This is a genomic window from Bradyrhizobium sp. MI1.10 (assembly GCF_055811035.1).
This window is the reverse complement of the sequence record NZ_JBVVPN010000013.1, coordinates 1-16623: the sequence shown is the minus strand read 5'-3', so window position 1 is coordinate 16623 and position 16623 is coordinate 1. Positions and strand designations below refer to the sequence as shown.

Below are 16623 nucleotides of genomic sequence, written 5' to 3'. Positions count from 1 at the left end.
TCATGTCCGCAGACAATCAACTGACACGCGCCCAGCGCGACGACCTCCGCACCATCGCCGCGATGATCGTTCCCGCGAGCGATGAGTACAAGGTGCCGGGCGCCGACGACCCCGCGATCCAGGCCGACATGCTGGCGACGCTCGGACGTGACGCCAAATTGGTGGTGGCGGCGCTGGACTATCTGGCGCGGCTCGCGGGCCAGCCGTTGACTGAGCTCGATGCGGCGAAGCGCGATGCGGTGGCGCAGGAGTTTCGCAGTTCCGGCGGTGCGGCTGCGGCCACGCTCGTCCGCGTGGTGCTGCAATGCTACTACCGCGACGATCGGGTGCTGCGCTCGCTCGGTCTCGAACTGCGCGCACCTTTTCCCAAGGGCTACGTGCTCCCGGACGGCGACTGGTCGCTGCTCGATCCGGTCAAGGCAAGGGCAGGCACGCTGCGGCGAGTGCCCTAGCCACCTGGGCAGTCCAGCCTTGCGCCCCGGACGGGTCCCTTGCGCCTGACGGAGCAGGCCACCATCTGTGTGAGCCTCAAGGACTCCTATCATGCTGGATTTCACCTCAGATATCGTCGATGGCGCCGCGTCATCGCGAACGGAAGCGGCCGCTCCGGTCGATGACCGGGCCCTGCTGGACGCCTATTCCAATGCCGTAATCGACGTGACCGAGCGCGTCGGTCCAGCCGTCGTGCGCGTCGAGACGGGACCAAAAGTGCCGAACGGCCGCGAGCGCGGCGGGCTCGGCTCGGGCATCGTGATCTCGCCGGACGGGCTCGTTCTCACCAATAGCCACGTGGTCGGCTCGTCGAAGGAGATCCGGCTACGCGACGTTGAGGGCCATGTCGGCGACGCCCGGGTGCTCGGCGTCGATCCCGACACTGATCTTGCGTTGCTTCGCGCCAACGGTGTGCGGGACTTGCCCTATGCGGCGCTCGGCAACTCCAAGACCTTGCGGCGCGGCCAGCTCGTCATCGCGATCGGCAATCCGCTCGGCTTTGAATCGACCGTCACTGCCGGCGTGGTCTCGGCGCTCGGGCGCTCGATCCGCTCGGTCAGTGGCCGCACCATCGAGGACGTGATCCAGACCGATGCTGCGCTCAATCCCGGAAATTCGGGCGGGCCGCTGGTGTCGTCGAATGCCGAGGTGATCGGCATCAACACCGCGATCATCAATGGCGCGCAAGGGATCTGCTTTGCGGTCGCCAGCAACACCGCGCAGTTCGTGCTGTCGGAGATCATCCGCCACGGCTATGTCCGTCGCGCCTATATCGGCGTGGCCGGCCAGACCGCGCCGATCCCGCGGCGGCACGCGGTGCTGGCCGGCGTCGAGAACAAAATGGGCGCGCTGCTGGCGCAGATCGAGCCGGACGGGCCGGCGGCGAAGGCGGGCCTGTTGTCCGGCGATGTCGTGATCGGCCTCGACGGCGTCGAGATCAACGGCGTGGACGATCTGATCCGTGTGCTCGACCGCGACCGGATCGGCCGGCGGCTGGCTATGGACGTGCTGCGGCTCGGCCGCCTGCGGGCGATCGAGATCGACCCGGTCGAGCGCAAGCCGGCGCGCTAGCGTGCGGGCGCCCAAGCGGGGTATGACGGTGTCATGGCTCGCTTCGGGAACCCCGCCGCATGATGCCGGCGCATGAGACCTACGATGTCATTGTCGTCGGCGCCGGCGCCGGGGGCATACCGGCCGCGGCCGTCGCCGCCGCCGAAGGCCTGCGCGTGTTGGTGATCGAGAAGACCGCCTTCGTCGGCGGCACCACCGCGTGGTCCGATGGCATGGTCTGGATTCCCGCCAATGCCAAGATGAAAGAGGCGGGGCTCGCCGACAGCGTCACGGACGCCGTGCAATATTTGTCGAGCACAGTGCCCGAGCTCGCCCATGCGGGCCTGCGCGCCGCCTTCCTCGCGCGCGGACCGGAGGCGGTCGCCTATCTCGAAGCCAACACGCAAGTGCGCCTCCAGCCGGTGAAAGCCTGTCCGGACTATTATCTGGAGCGGCTGGGCGCGACCGCGGGCGGGCGCGTGCTCGAGCCGGTCGTCTTCGACGGCACGCGGCTGGGCGCGCATTTCGCGCGGCTGCGCGCACCGCTGCCGGAGTTCACGCGATTCGGCGGGATGATGGTCAACCGCCTCGACATCCCGCATCTGCGCCGGGCCGGAAGATCGCTGCGCTCGACTGTTCGCGCGATGCGGCTGGTTTCGGAGTATGCGTGGCAGCGGCTGCGGAGCTCGCGCGGCACGACGCTGCATCTCGGCAATGCGCTCGCCGCACGGCTGTATGCCTCGCTGCTGGCGCGGCAGGTTGAGATCCTCTTTAGCGCGGACGTCGAAGGCCTGTCTATGCAGGGCGAGCGCGTCGGCGGTGTAATTATCCGTCATGGCTCGCGCGATCGCCTGATCGCCGCGCGGCGCGGTGTGGTGCTCGCGACCGGCGGCTTTTCGCACGACGCGACCTTGCGAAAACACTTCTTCCCACCCGCGGCCGGATTCATCTCGGCGACCCACACGTCCGCTACTGGCGACGGGCTCCGCCTTGCGACTGCAACCGGCGCCGCGCTCAATACGGATGCGACGAGCCCGGCCTATTGGGTGCCGGCCTCGCTGTTCCGGCGCGCCGATGGGAGCCGAGGCGTTTTCCCGCACATTGTGACCGACCGCGCCAAGCCCGGCGTGATCGCGGTCAATGCAGCCGGCCGGCGCTTCGTCAACGAGGCGCTGTCGTACCACGAGTTCGTGCTCGCCATGCTGCGCGATGGCAATGGCGACCCGGACCGGCCGTTCTATCTGATCTGCGACCGTCCGTTCCTGTGGAGCTACGGCCTAGGCCGTATCAGGCCGTTCACGCGCAATATCAGGCGCTATGCGGCGGGCGGCGAGTTAATCGAGGCCGCTGATATCGCGCAGCTCGCAGCGAGGATCGGCATCAAGCCGTCGACACTCGCGGCGACGATCGCAAACTACAATTCCGATGCGAAGGACGGCCGAGATCCGGAATTCGGTCGCGGCAGCACCATCTATCAGCGATATCTCGGCGATATCAGCCATAAGCCGAACCCCTGCGTCGCGCCCATCCTCTGCGCGCCGTTCTTTGCGATGCGCATCTATCCAGCCGATCTCGGCACGGCGATCGGCATGAAGGTCGATGCCCAGGCGCGCGTGTTGCGCGAGGATGGCACGCCGGTTACGGGCCTCTACGCCTGCGGCAACGACATGGGCTCGATCATGAACGGCAATTGCCCCGGGCCGGGCATCGCGCTCGGGCCGGCGCTGACATTCGGCTACATCGCGGGAAGGCATCTGGCGGAGGGGAGTGTGGCAGCGATGGGCACGGCCACAGCCTCAGTTTAACCATCCCCACCGCTGTCATGCCCCGCGAAGGCGGGGCATCCAGTACGCCGCAGCCCATCGGACTAATCACAACCGCCTCGGAGTACTGGATCGCCCGCCTTCGCGGGCGATGACACCGAGAATGTAGCACCAGTCTTCCGCTACTCCGCCGCCACCGCAAAGCGGCTGTTCTCCAGTTCCGCTTCCAGCCGCGCCTTCTCCGCCGCCGCCACCTTGATGTTGGCTTCTTTGATATGCCCGAAGCCGCGGATCGTCTCCGGCAGCCGCGCGAGCCTCGCCAATAGCGGGATCTGCTCCGCTTTCAGCCCGGCGATCCGCTGATCGATCATGTCGAGATAATCCGCGACCAGCTTCCGCTCGGTCCGGCGCTCCTCGGTGCGGCCGAACGGATCGAACGCGCCGCCGCGGAGGAATTTCAGTTTGGCCAGCACGCGGAAGGCGTGGATCATCCAGCCGCCGAATTCCTTCTTCTGGAGATGTCCGGTGGTCTTGTCGCGCTGTGCGAAGATCGGCGGGGCCAGATAGAACTTCAGCTTGAAGTCGCCGTCGAATTTCTCCGAGACCTTCTTGGAGAAGCTGCCGTCGGTGTAGAGCCGCGCGACCTCGTACTCGTCCTTGTAGGACATCAGCTTGAACAGGTTTTTCGCGACAGCTTCGGTCAACTCCGTGGATGACGGCGAGACCGCCTTCTCCGCCTTCCGCACCTTGGCAACGGCCGCGAGGTAGCGGTCCGCGTAGGCCTTGTCCTGATAGCCGGTCAAAAACTCGGCGCGCGTCGCGATGATGTCGTCGAGCGACTTCGCCGGCGTGGAGGCCCGGCTCCTGAACTGCAGAACGCTGCGCACCCGCGACATGTCGTGGGCGGCGAGACGTCCCCAGGTGAAGGCGAGCTTGTTCATCTCGATCGCGGCGCCGTTGATCTCGATGGCGCGGAGCAGCGCTTCCAGCGACAGCGGGATCGCGCCCTTCTGGAAGGCGAAGCCGAGCATGAAGGGATTTGTCGCGATCGAATCGCCCATCAGCGCGGAGGCAATACCTGTGGCGTCGATGATGTCGAGGTTGTTGTCGCCGACGGCGTCGCGCAGCACGGTCTGCATCGTGCCCATCTCGAAATCGAGATCGGGGTTTTGCACGAAGCTCGCGGTCGGCTGGAGATCGGCATTGATATACGCTTTCGTGGTTCCGCGTTCGGCGCGGCTGAGCGCCGAGGGACCTGCCGAGACGATCATGTCGCAGCCGAGGATGACGTCCGCGCCGCCGGTGGTGATCCGGACCGCGGAGATGTCTTCCGGCTTCGCGGCGATGCGCACATGGCTCATCACCGCGCCGTTCTTCTGCGACAGACCGGTGAAATCCAGCGCCGAGCAGCCGCGGCCGTCAACATGGGCGGCCATGCCGAGCAGCGCGCCGATGGTGATGACACCGGTGCCGCCGATGCCGGTGACAAGGATGTTGTAGGGGGCGTCCAGCTCACGCGCGGGTGGCAGCGGCAGGTCGACAAACAGCTGACCTGAGTCGACTGTCGATGTCTTGATCCGCTTGAGCGTGCCGCCATGCACGGTGACAAAACTCGGACAAAAGCCCTCGACGCAGGAAAAGTCCTTGTTGCAGTTCGACTGGTCGATCTGGCGCTTGCGGCCGAACTCGGTCTCCAGCGGCTGCACCGAGACACAGTTCGAGGCTTGCGAGCAGTCGCCGCAGCCTTCGCAGACCAGCTCGTTGATGAAGGCGCGCTTGGCGGGATCCGGATACAGCCCGCGCTTGCGGCGGCGGCGCTTTTCCGCGGCGCAGGTCTGGTCGTAGACGATGACCGTAAGGCCCTTGATGTCGCGCAGCTCGCGCTGAACGGCGTCAAGCTCGCGGCGATGATGGATGGTCGCGCCTTGCGGGAAGTAATTGCCGTCAGGGTACTTGGTGGGATCGTCGGAGACGATCGCGAGGCGCTTGACGCCCTCGGCCCAGACCTGTTGAGCGATCTGGGCAACGTTGAAGCCGCCCTCGGCCGGCTGGCCGCCGGTCATCGCGACGGCGTCGTTGTAGAGGATCTTGTAGGTGATGCTGATGCCGGCGGCCGATGCCGCGCGAAGGGCAAGCAGTCCGGAATGGGTGTAGGTGCCGTCGCCGAGGTTCTGGAAGATGTGCTGCTCGGTGGTGAAGGGCGCTTGTCCGATCCAGTTCACGCCCTCGGCGCCCATATGCGAGATCAGATCGGTGCGGCGGGTCGGCATGCTCAGGGCCATGCCGTGGCAGCCGATGCCGGCCATGGCGCGGCTTCCCTCGGGCACGCGCGTCGAGGTGTTGTGCGGGCAGCCCGAGCAGAAGAATGGCGTGCGCGCCAGTTTGATTTGCTGGGAGGCCGGAACAGGAGTGTCGAAGGCCTCGAGCCGGGCGAGGCGCTGCTCAAGCACCGGGCTGTGGTGGCCGAGCTTGCGCAGCCGCGCCACCAGTGCGGCTGCAACGACGGTCGGCGTCAGTTCGCCCTCGCTCGGCAATAGCGGCGCGCCTCGCTCGTCGCGTTTTCCCGTCACGGTCGGGCGCCGGGACGCATCGATGTTGTAGAGGATGCGCATCAGCTGGTCTTCGATGAAACCGCGCTTCTCCTCGACCACCAGCACGTCCTGAAGCCCTTCGGCGAAGCGCTTGGCGCCGGTTTCCTCGAGCGGCCAGGTCAGTGCGACCTTGTAGATGCGCAGGCCCAAATCCTGCGCATCCTTGTCGGTGATGCCCAGATCGGCCAGCGCCTGCCGCAGATCGAGATAAGCCTTGCCGGTCGCGACGATGCCGAGCCGTGCCGGCCTGGAGTCGAGCACGATGCGATCGAGCTGGTTGGCACGCGCAAAGGCCTGCACCGCCGCCATCTTCGGGCCGAACAGGCGCCTCTCGGCGTCCAGCGGCGGATCGGGCCAGCGGATGTTGAGGCCGCCGGGCGGCATCTCGAAATCGTTGGGGAGCTTGATCTGGATGCGTTCGGGATCGCTGTCAATCGAGGCCGAACTCTCCACGGTCTCGCTGATCGCCTTGAAGCCGACCCAGCAGCCGGAGAAGCGCGACAGCGCAAAGCCGTAGAGGCCGAGGTCAAGATAGTCCTGCAGTGTCGCTGGGTTGATCACAGGGATCAGCGCCGCTGCGAAGACCTGCTCGCTCTGGTGCGCCAGTGTCGAGGACTGGCAGCCGTGGTCGTCGCCGGCGAGCGCGAGCACGCCGCCGTTGAGCGAGGTGCCGGCGGCATTCGCATGCTTGAGCGCGTCGACCGAGCGATCAACGCCCGGCCCCTTGCCGTACCAAATGCCGAACACGCCATCGACCTTCGCGCCGGGAAACAGGCCGACCTGCTGGCTGCCCCAGACGGCGGTCGCCGCGAGGTCCTCGTTCAAGCCGGGAACGAAGGCGATGTCGTGCTGCTGGAGGTGTGACTTCGCGCGCCACAATGCGTGGTCGTACATGCCGAGCGGGGAACCGCGATAGCCCGAGATGAAGCCGCCGGTGTTGAGGCCCTGAAGCCGGTCGCGTTCGCGCTGCAACATGGGCAGGCGGACCAGCGCCTGCGTGCCAGACAGGAAGATCCGCTTCGATTCGAGCCGGTATTTGTCGTCCAGCTCGACCTGCATCAGCGTCATTCGGAAGTCCTCGTCTCTTGTTTGGCTTTTCTTCGACTTGGGGTTTGCGCTGCGGGAGGGAGGAGCGGCTGCGCGACGCGAATTGTGACAGTCAAAGGCATGCACAGGCGAAGTCAATATCGCTGGCCGCATCCGTGGCGCTCCTGCTGGTCATGGCTTGCTTGCGGAGGACATCGTGACTGCAAGCGCGCTCGACACTGAGATCACGGAGACAGCTGAGGCTCCGATCGGGCCATGGCGCCACCCGCGCCAGATGCTCCAAGCAGAGGTATTGCGCGGTACGGCCGATATCGTTGCTGCGCCGACAGCCCTCGACGTCTTCGCGAACTCATGCCGCTGGCGACCCCATGATCCTCAAGACCTGAAGGTCGCTCTACATGACGACGCTGAAGGCCTCTTGCGCGCACCATGGGGAGGAGCATCGGGGGCTGTATGGAGCGGGTCGCTAGCGCCACCTTCGTCGTTCCGGGGCGCGCGTCGCGCGAGCCCGGATCGATTTCAGCGCGTGTTTAGCCGCCCGATGGATTCCGGGTTCGACGTTACGCATCGCCCCGGAATAACGACGGAGAGCGCTCATCCTTTGGGCAAATGCACGCCGCAAAGCCGCCGCACAGCGAATAAGCAGACCCCGGCTTTCCTAATAACATTCTGACAGCGCAGTAAATTTTCCTGCGCCGTCGGCTTAATCGCAATTGTACACAATGGCATGGCGCTTGCAGAACTCCTGCAGAGAGAGTTCTCGCGGGGGCCTTGAGTCATGTTGAACTCAACCAAGCCGACACTGGGTGTCATCAGCGCCGAACCGGAGCCGGTCAAGCTCGACTGGCCGGCCACCGCGCTTCTCATCATCGACATGCAGCGCGACTTCATGGAGCCCGGCGGTTTCGGCGAGACGCTGGGCAACGACGTCAGCCAGCTCGCGCGTGCGGTGAAGCCGATCGGTGCCGTGCTGAAGGCCGCGCGGGATACCGGCATGCTGGTGATCCACACGCGCGAGGGCCATCTGCCCGATCTCTCCGACGCGCCGCCGGCGAAAGTCGAGCGCGGCGCGCCATCCCTTCGCATCGGCGACCCCGGTCCCATGGGACGCATTCTCATTCGCGGCGAGGCCGGCCACGACATCATCCCGGAACTCTATCCGCTCGACAGCGAGATCGTGATCGACAAGCCCGGCAAGGGCGCATTCTACGCCACCGAGCTCACCGACGTGCTGGAGAAATACGGCATCGAAAATCTGCTGGTGTGCGGCGTCACCACCGAAGTGTGTGTCAACACCACCGTGCGCGAGGCCAACGACCGCGGCTATCGCTGCGTCGTCATCTCGGACGGCTGCGCGTCCTACTTCCCCGAATTTCACGAGATGGGCCTGAAGATGATCAAGGCCCAGGGCGGCATCTTCGGCTGGGTCGCAAGCTCAGCCGCGGTTCTGGAGGCGATGAAGATTTCCACATCAGCGTAGGGGCATCACCATGAGCACAAGCACGACGGGGACGGCCGGCACCTTCGAGTTCAAGCCGGCACTATGGACACCGGGCGACTGGAACGCGTTTTTCGGCTTCGGCACCAACATCCTCGTCAACATGCTGGTGCTCACGGGCCTGCTGCGCTTCGTCCTGAAGATGCCTGACAGTCTCGTGTTCGGCCGCATCCTTCCCGCACTCGGGTTGATGATGTGCCTTTCCACCTTCTACTACGCGTACCTCGCCTATCGTCTCGCGCAGAAGACCGGTCGCAACGACGTCTGTGCGTTGCCGTCAGGCGTCAGCGTGCCGCATATGTTCATCGTCACCTTCGTGATCATGCTGCCGATCACGATCAAGACCGGCGATCCGCTCAAGGGCTGGTCGGCCGGCCTGGTCTGGGTGTTCTTCCAGAGCTTCATCCTGATGATCGGCGGGTTCATTGCGCCTTTCATTCGAAAAATCACGCCGCGCGCGGCGCTGCTCGGTACGCTCGCCGGCGTCTCCGTCACCTTCATCTCGATGCGACCGGCGCTCGAAATGTACATGACGCCACAGATCGGCCTGGTCTGCTTCGCCATCATCCTGGTGAGCTGGTTCGGCGGCGTGAAATATTGGCGCGGCATTCCCGCCGGTCTCGTTGCGATCGCGGTGGGCATGGTTATCGCCTGGGGCTCGAACCTGTTCGGCCTTGGTCTCGGCGGGCTCAGCGTCAAGGGCGTCAGTGATGCCTTCGCGAATTTCGGCTTCTCGGTGCCGATCCCGGCGGTGGGCTACGTCTTCTCCGGATTCGAATTCCTTGGCGTCATCCTGGTCACTGCCATTCCGTTCGGCATCTATGATCTCGTCGAGGCCATGGACAATGTCGAGAGCGCGGAAGCCGCCGGCGACGAATATCCGACCACGCGCGTGCTCACCGCCGACGGAATCGTCAGCCTGATCGGCTGCCTGATGGGCAACCCCTTTATCAACGCCGTCTATATCGGCCATCCCGGCTGGAAGGCGATGGGCGGCCGCATCGGCTATTCGGCCGCGACCGGCATCATGGTGGTGGTGCTGGCCTGGTTCGGCATCATCTCGGTGCTGCTGGCGCTGGTCCCGGTCGTCGCGATCTCGCCGATCCTGCTCTATATCGGCATGCTCATTGGCGCGCAGGCGTTCCAGACCACGCCGGTCAAGCACGCGCCCGCGATCGTGCTGGCGCTGACGCCGCATTTGGCCGCCTGGGCCAAGCTCCAGATCGACACCATGCTGGGCTCGACCATGAACGCGGCTGCGACCGTCGGCGGAATGGCCGCCGACAAGGCCGACGCGGTCAAGGCTGCCGCGATCGCCGCGTTGCCGCAGCAGGGCGTGTTCTATCACGGACTCGAAGTGATGGGCGGCGGCTCCATCCTCGGCGGCCTGATCCTGGGTGCGATCGGCGTCTTCATCATCGAGCGCGACTTCGAGAAAGCCTCGGCATTCGCGCTGGTTGGTGCGGTCCTGACTTACTTCGGCTTCATGCACGGCGAAGCCGTCGGCGTCGGCGGCGGATTTGGCGTCACGCCCGCGGTCGCGTTCGCCTATGCCGTGATGGCCGCCGGTCTGTTCGCGGCCAGCAGGCTCGGCGCGAGCGAGCCTTACATGCCGCACGCGGACATGCGCGCGGCACCGGCGGAGTAGCTACCCGCCCTTGACGGCACCAGCGGTGAGCCCGGCGACGATCTGTCGCTGGGCGAACACCGTCAGCAGCAGCACCGGGAGGGTGACGATCAGCGCGGCGGCCGCGAGCGGCCCCCAGCTCAACTGGTCGAACGAAATCATGTTGTAGACGGCGACCGGCAGGGTGCGGGTCTCGCGTCCGGCCAGCACGATGCCGAACACAAAGTTGTTCCAGGAGAAGATCACGGCCAGGATGAAGGCGACGGCGATGCCGGGCTTGGCGATCGGCAGGGCAACGTGCCGAAAGACCTGCCAGCGCGTGGCGCCGTCGATGAGGGCTGCTTCTTCCAGCTCCATCGGCGTCGTTTCGAAATAGCCGATCATGATCCAGATCACGATCGGCACCGTGACCACGAGGTGGATGATGATCTGCGGCACCAGCGTGCCGAGCAGTCCCAGCCATTGAAACATGAGAAACAGCGGGATCAGATAGGACAATCCCGGCGTGATACGGGCGATCAGGATCACGATCGCAGATTTGTGCGCGGCCATCCGCGCGATGCCGTAGCCGGCGGGAACGCCGACGAGCAGCGCAAGCAACGTCGCGCTGCCGGTCACGATCAGGCTGTTGATGAAATAGGTCAGGAAGCGGTTGGAGGCGAGCACGTCGGCATAGTTCTTCCAGGCGACATGCTCGGGGAAGAACACCGGCGGGTAGGCGGCGTTGTCGATCTCGAATTTGAGCGACAGCGACAGCATCCAGAGAAAGAACAGGATCGCCGGCGACACGATGACGAACACCGAGAACCACAGGCCGATCTTGCCGACGATTTGCCTTGGAGTCATGTGCCGCTCGCGATCTCGGTCCACAGCATGCGCTGGCGCGCGTAGAGCATCACCGCCGCAAGCAGGACGATCAGCAGGAAGAACACGACAGCAATCGCCGAGCCGTAGCCGAGGTCGTAGTAGGAGAAGGCGACGCTGTAGAGATAGATGTTGATCGTCTCCGACGCCGATCCCGGTCCGCCCTGGGTGATTGCGAAAATGATGTCGAAGCTCTTCACGGCGTCGATCATGCGGATCATGCCGGCGATGAACAGGAACGGCATGATCAGCGGCAGGGTGATGAAGCGGAACACCTGCCAGATGCTGGCGCCGTCGATCTGTGCGCTTTCATAAGGCTCGGTCGGGATCGCGGCGAGGCCGCCGAGCACGATCAGCATGACCAGCGGCGTCCATTGCCAGGTCTCGACCAGTACCAGCGAAGGAATGACGGTCGCGGGATGGAATACCCAGAGCTGCGCAGGGATTCCGACCAGTGACAGCAGATAGTTCAGCACGCCGAGTTGCGGGTGGAACATCATGGTCCAGACCAGCGCGATCGCCACCGGCGTCGCCATCATCGGCATGATGAAGACGCCGCGCAGAAAGCCGCGGCCGGGAAATTTCTGGTGAAACACCACGGCCGCAAACGTGCCGAGCACGAGCGGCAGCAGCACGGACAATATGGTGTAGACCAGTGTATGTCCGACGGCCTCGATGAAGCGGGGATCGCTCGTCAGCCGCAGATAATTGGACAACCCGACGAAGGTGGTCGAGGAGCCGACCTTCCACTCGTTCAGGCTCATCCAGATCGTGAAGACCCACGGGAAGATGATGATCGCGATCACGACGACCAGCGCCGGCACCACGAACGGCCAGTACGACGGCGGCCGCAACTCTTTCTCCGGCGCGACATCAGACTGTGCCGCGCCCGGAGTCGATTGTGTCAACGCACTCACGCCTTCTCGCTACGCTCCAGGATCGGCCGGTACTGATCGTTGGCCTTCTTCAGCTCGGCGGCAGGATCGGCGCCGGACAAGGTCGCAGTGACGGCCGCGCCGACGATGTCGCGGAATTCGGCGACCGGGATCACGACGGGCAGGCCCAGCTTGCTGATCTTGCCGGAATCGATCACCGATTGCAGCCACTCCTTGGTCTTGACGCCCTTCTGGACCTCGGCATCGCCAAGGATCGAGTTGCGGAACGGGACGCCGCCGCCGGCCTGCAGCAGCCGCGCTCCTTGCGTTTTCGAGACCACCCATTGGCAGAGCAGATAGGCGGCTTCCTTGTTCTTGCTCGCAGCGGCAACGCCGATGCCGTCGCCATAGGTCGAGGAATATTGTCCCTTGGGGCCGGCGGGCACGACGGTGTAGCCGACTTTGCCGACAACGCGCGAGGCAGCCGGATCTTCCAGCGGCGGCGCCCAGCCGACGCCGTCGATCCACATCGCGGATCGGCCTTGCGTGAACGAGGCCATCGACTCCATCCAGTTAAAGCCGGCGACGCCTGGAGGTGCCGATTTGGTCAGGAGCGTCTGATACAGCTTGGTCGCGGCAATGGCTTCCGGACCGTCGGTCAGGATGTTGCCCTTGGCGTCGAGGAATTCTCCGCCATAGTTGAGGAAGAAGTTGCTCCACATCGCCATGTTGGCGTTGCGCAAGCCGCGCCCGACAAAGCCGTAGATGCCTTCCTTGGTATCGGTGAGCTTCTCGGCCGCCGCAGCCATCTCATCGAGGGTCTTGGGAACGGCGACGCCCTTCTTCTCGAACAGCTCCTTGTTGTAATAGAGGATGAAATAATCGACCGACCACGGCAGCGACAGCATCTGGCCCTTGTCGTTCCTGGCGTATTGCAGGCCCGCGGCCGAGAAGTCGCTCTCGACGAGATCGGGGGCGGTCAGCGCCGGGTCCTTCATGAAGGGGGTCAAGTCGGCGAGCCAGCCGGCCTTCTCGAACTGCCGCTTCTGCACGTGGTAGCTGAGATGGACGACGTCGAAGCTCGGACGGCCCGAGGTGAACTCGATCACCACCTTCTGGCGCTGCTGCTGCTCGGGAATCTGCTCCGCTTCGACCTGGATGCCGGTGAGCTCGGTGAACTCCTTGACGTATTTTTGCAGGTTGTCGCCGCGGGGCCCCTTGGCGAGGATCACCTCAAGCTTGGTCCCTGCGTATTTCTTCCAGTTCACCTCGGCGCGCGCCGGCATTCCCGTCAGGCCGAGCGCTCCAGCTGCGGCCGTGCCGGTCAAGAGCGTACGACGCGAGATTTTGTGGTTGACCACTTTAGGTCCCTCCCTGTGACTCAATTTGGGCGGATACTAGCGGCCGTTCCGCGTCTGCCTAGCCCTAATCTGTGGAATTCAGGGCCGCACGGCCGGCGTTTCCATCGGCAAGCCATGCGCTCGCGACATCAGATAGAGTTCGAGCGCGACCAGCTCGGGCGCGCCGAAATCATAGGCCTGGGCGCGGACACCTGTCATGCAGCTGCGTAGCCGGCGCTCCAGCGATCCCAGCGTCTGCCATTCCAGGCGATAAAGCGGATAGCCGGTCGGCTGTCCCTGCGTGATCGGCGCGCCGGCAAGTCGCTTGTCGAAATTGTCGTCGTGGCAATTGGTGCAGGCAAGGTTGAGCTGGCCCTCGCGCTGCATGAAGAGGTCGCGGCCCTGTTCGACGAATGGCTTCAGTTGCGGGTCGTCGCCAGCCGTGATCGCAGCGCCGCGCGATTGGTGCGCGACGAAGGCGGACAGGGCCAGCAGGTCGCGGCTCTCGTAGGGGAGCGCCGATGCCTGCTGATGATTGCTGCGGCACAGATTAATGCGCTGGTCGAGCGTGACGGGGCGCGCCAGCGCCTTGTCGAAAGCCGGATAGCGCGCGGCGACGCCTTTCATGCTGCCGCGTGCATCGCCATGGCAATCCGCACAGGCCTTGTCGGCGCTGCCGGTCCTCTTCGTCCACAACGCCTCACCATCGAGCACGAACAGCATCCCGGGATTTGAGGTGTCGTCATCCTGCATCGCGCGGGTGTCGGGCCCCATGAACGAATAGCCGGAGCGGCGCGCGTCCGGCAGAATCTCGCCGGCGAGCAGGGCAGGGCCGGTGGCGAGGAGCGCCGCGGCCGATATCGTGCGCCAAAAACTCATTCGACCGTGATCGACGCCGATGCGCTGGACGAATAACCGTTATCGCCGATCCACTCGAACTCGAACTTGCCGCTCTCCTTCGCGACCGTGAAGAACGACAGATAGGGATTGGCCGCAATCGCCGGAAAGAGATCGGCGCGAAAAATCTCGGTGCCGTTATAGCGGCACGTAAAGCTCGTGATGATGTCGCGCGGTACCAGCGCCCCATCCGCGGTGTGGCGGAAGCCGGTCTCCATGATGTGCGAGGTCAACGTGCGGATCTCGATGATTTCGCCGCGTCTGGCTTTCGTGGGAACGTTGATGAGCGCAGCCATCAATTCATCTCCTCGGTGCAGGCGGCCAGCGTCACGACGATTTCGGTCGTGACCTGCCAGAACGTGTCGTCGGAAAGGCGCGCGATCGCCACCACCTTCTGGGTGTCGGCGAGCCGAATCCGGGTCGAGATTTGGGCGCGGCCGGAGGAGGGGCCGAGATGGAAGTTGCCGATGTTCGGCTGCGGGTTCTTCTCGTTGAAGACGTGAATGCTCTTGACGTAGTCGTCCGCCGTCATTGGGCTCGCGACGCTCACGGTCAGCGGCACCGTGTTGCCGTTCTCGACCAGCGGCGGAATGTCGAGCTTCACCTTGCCGGTGCGGACAGGTGCTTCGCCGACGACGTTGCGGATCGCGGCGGTGAGCATCGCCGGTGTCGCCTCGAGCGGCCGCAGCGTGAGGATCGGGATCGTCCCGGCGAACGTCACGCTTCCGGCAAGAGTCACGAATCGTCGTCGCGTGGTTGGCATGAACAGTCCTAGTCCCGAAGCGTTGCAAGAAAAGCCACGATGTCCTCGATCTCGGCGGCGGACAAGATCGGTTTGCCGGCGAAATTTCGCCCGACCCGCACGAGGTGGTCGGTGCGATAATAGGACGGCATGATGGTCTCAGGGTTGAAGCGCGCCGCATCGACCAGTCGAAGCCGCAACTGGCTCACCGTCCAGCGGTTCCCCGCACCCGAGAGGTCTGGCGCGAGGTCGCCCTGGAACCGGGTTTCGGGGAAGGGACCGGAATGGCAGAGGATGCAGGTCGTCGTGCGCGCGAGCACGAGCGCGCGCCCGCGCGCGGCATCGCCGGGCGCGCCGGTGAGCGATTCCGCGATGCCGTCGCCGACGACGTTGTAGGGCACAAGCTCGTCCGCGTTAGCAGCGCCGGCAACACTTGCGGCGATCAGCGCTGCGATATGGACCAATGCTCTAGCCAAAGGTGTCCGCCGTAATGGTTTGAAACCAGCGCTCGGCTTCAGCCGCCTCGCGGGCGCGCAATTCGCGCGGCGCATCGACGGGGCTGGTCGCTCCGCCCTCGACCTCGGCGAAGATGTCGCCCCTGGGCTGGTACTTGCCCGCGAGTGAAAAGCCGTAGCCGGGTGCGACGATGTTGTAGCAGACGCCTGTCAGTCGCGGCGTGTCTGGTGCGCGGCCGGCAAGGAGGTTCACGATCGCGGCAGCGCAGGCCTTGCCCTGTGCGCTTGCCGCGGATGCCGACTTGGGAATGCCCCCGCCGAGGCAGGCATCGCCGATGACGTGGATGTTCTGGACAAGTTTCGATTCGAAGGTAACGGGATCGATCGGGCACCAGCCGGTGGCATCCGCAGCGCCCGCGATCTCGGCGATGCGTCCCGCTCGCTGCGGCGGGACGACGTTGGCGACGTCAGGCGTGTAATTGCCGAACTCGGTGACGATGGTCTTTGTCGCGGGATCGATCGAGGTCACGCGGCCGCCTTGCGACAGCCCGATGCGTTCGATCATATCGCCGTACAGCTCTTTCCACGCCCTCTCGAACAGTCGCTGCTGGGAGAAGCTGTCCTTGGCGTCGAGGATCAAGACCTTTGAGCGTGGCTTCTTCGTTTTCAGGTAATGCGCGATCAGGCTGGCGCGCTCGTAAGGCGCCGGCGGACAGCGCGAGGGATTGGCGGGGATCGCAATGGCGACGGTGCCGCCGTCCGGCATTGCCTCCAATTGGCGACGCAGCAGCAGCGTCTGTGCGCCGGCCTTCCAGGCGTGCGGCATTTTTTCTGATGCCGCGTCGTCGTAGCCGGGCAGGGCTTCGAAATGGAAGTCGATGCCAGGAGAGAGGACGAGACGGTCATAGGGTAGCGCTACGCCATCGGCCGTCACGACGCTGCGCAGTTGCGGCTCGATTGTGGTTACGGCCTGGCTGATCACCGTGACGCCCTCGGCGGCGACCTTGTCATAGCCAAATTGCTGAGATTCGATGTCGCGCAGGCCGGCAATCACCTCGTTGCTGAAGGGGCAGGAGGTGAAGACCGCATTGGGTTCGATCAGGATGATTTGCAAGTTTGCCTGCGCGCGCTTCAGCGCGCGGGCGCACGCGGCGCCGCCAAAACCGCCGCCGACCACGACGACGCGGCCCGCCGATTGCGCGCGCAGGATCGAAGGGACGGCGAATGATGTGGCCGCGGCGGCGATGCCGAGGATGGCATCCCGCCGTGTCACCGGCGCATTCATGGGTCTTGTCCGGAAAGTGTGGCGGGGGGGGGGGGGGGGGGGGGGGGGGGGGGGGGGGGGGGGGGGGGGGGGGGGGGGGGGGGGGGGGGGGGGGGGG

The 16623-nt window shown here is 64.9% G+C and carries 14 protein-coding genes; 5 read left to right on the top strand and 9 right to left on the bottom strand.

The genetic code is table 11. The features are described 5' to 3' along the window. Window positions 1-2 precede the first annotated feature (2 nt). From AC0L3K_RS15320 to AC0L3K_RS15310, 3 genes are all read left to right on the top strand, one after another. Complete coding sequence (locus AC0L3K_RS15320) at window positions 3-452, top strand: hypothetical protein (RefSeq protein WP_354129413.1); 450 nt, start codon at window positions 3-5, stop codon at window positions 450-452. A gap of 91 nt (window positions 453-543) precedes the next feature. After that, window positions 544-1563, top strand: coding sequence for a S1C family serine protease (locus AC0L3K_RS15315; RefSeq protein ID WP_354129412.1), 1020 nt, complete (start codon window positions 544-546; stop codon window positions 1561-1563). A 59-nt stretch (window positions 1564-1622) separates the two neighbouring features. Then, window positions 1623-3347 (top strand): FAD-dependent oxidoreductase, encoded by a 1725-nt coding sequence (locus AC0L3K_RS15310; RefSeq protein WP_473366296.1) that lies wholly within the window; start codon window positions 1623-1625, stop codon window positions 3345-3347. Window positions 3348-3487: 140 nt separating this feature from the next. Here the strand turns inward: AC0L3K_RS15310 and AC0L3K_RS15305 are convergent, their stop codons facing one another. Next, on the bottom strand, window positions 3488-6964 hold the full coding sequence (locus AC0L3K_RS15305; RefSeq protein ID WP_473254296.1) for an indolepyruvate ferredoxin oxidoreductase family protein: 3477 nt from the start codon (window positions 6962-6964) through the stop codon (window positions 3488-3490). Between the two features lie 757 nt (window positions 6965-7721). Between AC0L3K_RS15305 and AC0L3K_RS15300 the strand changes: the two genes are divergently transcribed. Continuing rightward, complete coding sequence (locus AC0L3K_RS15300; RefSeq protein ID WP_007594065.1) at window positions 7722-8423, top strand: cysteine hydrolase family protein; 702 nt, start codon at window positions 7722-7724, stop codon at window positions 8421-8423. Between the two features lie 10 nt (window positions 8424-8433). Then, window positions 8434-10089 (top strand): regulator, encoded by a 1656-nt coding sequence (locus AC0L3K_RS15295; RefSeq protein WP_473254295.1) that lies wholly within the window; start codon window positions 8434-8436, stop codon window positions 10087-10089. Here AC0L3K_RS15295 and AC0L3K_RS15290 read toward each other — a convergent pair whose 3' ends face one another. The 8 genes from AC0L3K_RS15290 to AC0L3K_RS15255 form a co-directional block, all read right to left on the bottom strand. Beyond that, the gene (locus AC0L3K_RS15290) at window positions 10090-10914 is read right to left on the bottom strand and encodes a carbohydrate ABC transporter permease (protein ID WP_219682782.1); all 825 of its coding nucleotides are present in this window, start codon (window positions 10912-10914) and stop codon (window positions 10090-10092) included. Continuing rightward, the gene (locus AC0L3K_RS15285) at window positions 10911-11849 is read right to left on the bottom strand and encodes a carbohydrate ABC transporter permease (protein ID WP_473254294.1); all 939 of its coding nucleotides are present in this window, start codon (window positions 11847-11849) and stop codon (window positions 10911-10913) included. Before AC0L3K_RS15285 ends, AC0L3K_RS15290 begins: the two co-directional genes overlap by 4 nt. Then, complete coding sequence (locus tag AC0L3K_RS15280) at window positions 11846-13168, bottom strand: ABC transporter substrate-binding protein (protein WP_219682781.1); 1323 nt, start codon at window positions 13166-13168, stop codon at window positions 11846-11848. Before AC0L3K_RS15280 ends, AC0L3K_RS15285 begins: the two co-directional genes overlap by 4 nt. Window positions 13169-13246: 78 nt before the next feature. Continuing rightward, on the bottom strand, window positions 13247-14026 hold the full coding sequence (soxA, locus tag AC0L3K_RS15275; protein ID WP_473254293.1) for a sulfur oxidation c-type cytochrome SoxA: 780 nt from the start codon (window positions 14024-14026) through the stop codon (window positions 13247-13249). Beyond that, window positions 14023-14340, bottom strand: a complete 318-nt coding sequence (gene soxZ, locus AC0L3K_RS15270) for a thiosulfate oxidation carrier complex protein SoxZ (RefSeq protein WP_219682779.1) — start codon at window positions 14338-14340, stop codon at window positions 14023-14025. The genes soxA and soxZ overlap by 4 nt, the downstream gene beginning before the upstream one ends. Continuing rightward, window positions 14340-14807 (bottom strand): SoxY-related AACIE arm protein, encoded by a 468-nt coding sequence (locus AC0L3K_RS15265; RefSeq protein WP_473254292.1) that lies wholly within the window; start codon window positions 14805-14807, stop codon window positions 14340-14342. Before AC0L3K_RS15265 ends, soxZ begins: the two co-directional genes overlap by 1 nt. An 8-nt stretch (window positions 14808-14815) precedes the next feature. After that, window positions 14816-15262: a sulfur oxidation c-type cytochrome SoxX gene (gene soxX / locus AC0L3K_RS15260; protein WP_007594053.1), complete on the bottom strand. Its 447-nt coding sequence runs from the start codon at window positions 15260-15262 to the stop codon at window positions 14816-14818. Beyond that, complete coding sequence (locus tag AC0L3K_RS15255) at window positions 15255-16526, bottom strand: FCSD flavin-binding domain-containing protein (protein WP_473254291.1); 1272 nt, start codon at window positions 16524-16526, stop codon at window positions 15255-15257. The genes soxX and AC0L3K_RS15255 overlap by 8 nt, the downstream gene beginning before the upstream one ends. Window positions 16527-16623 lie beyond the last annotated feature (97 nt).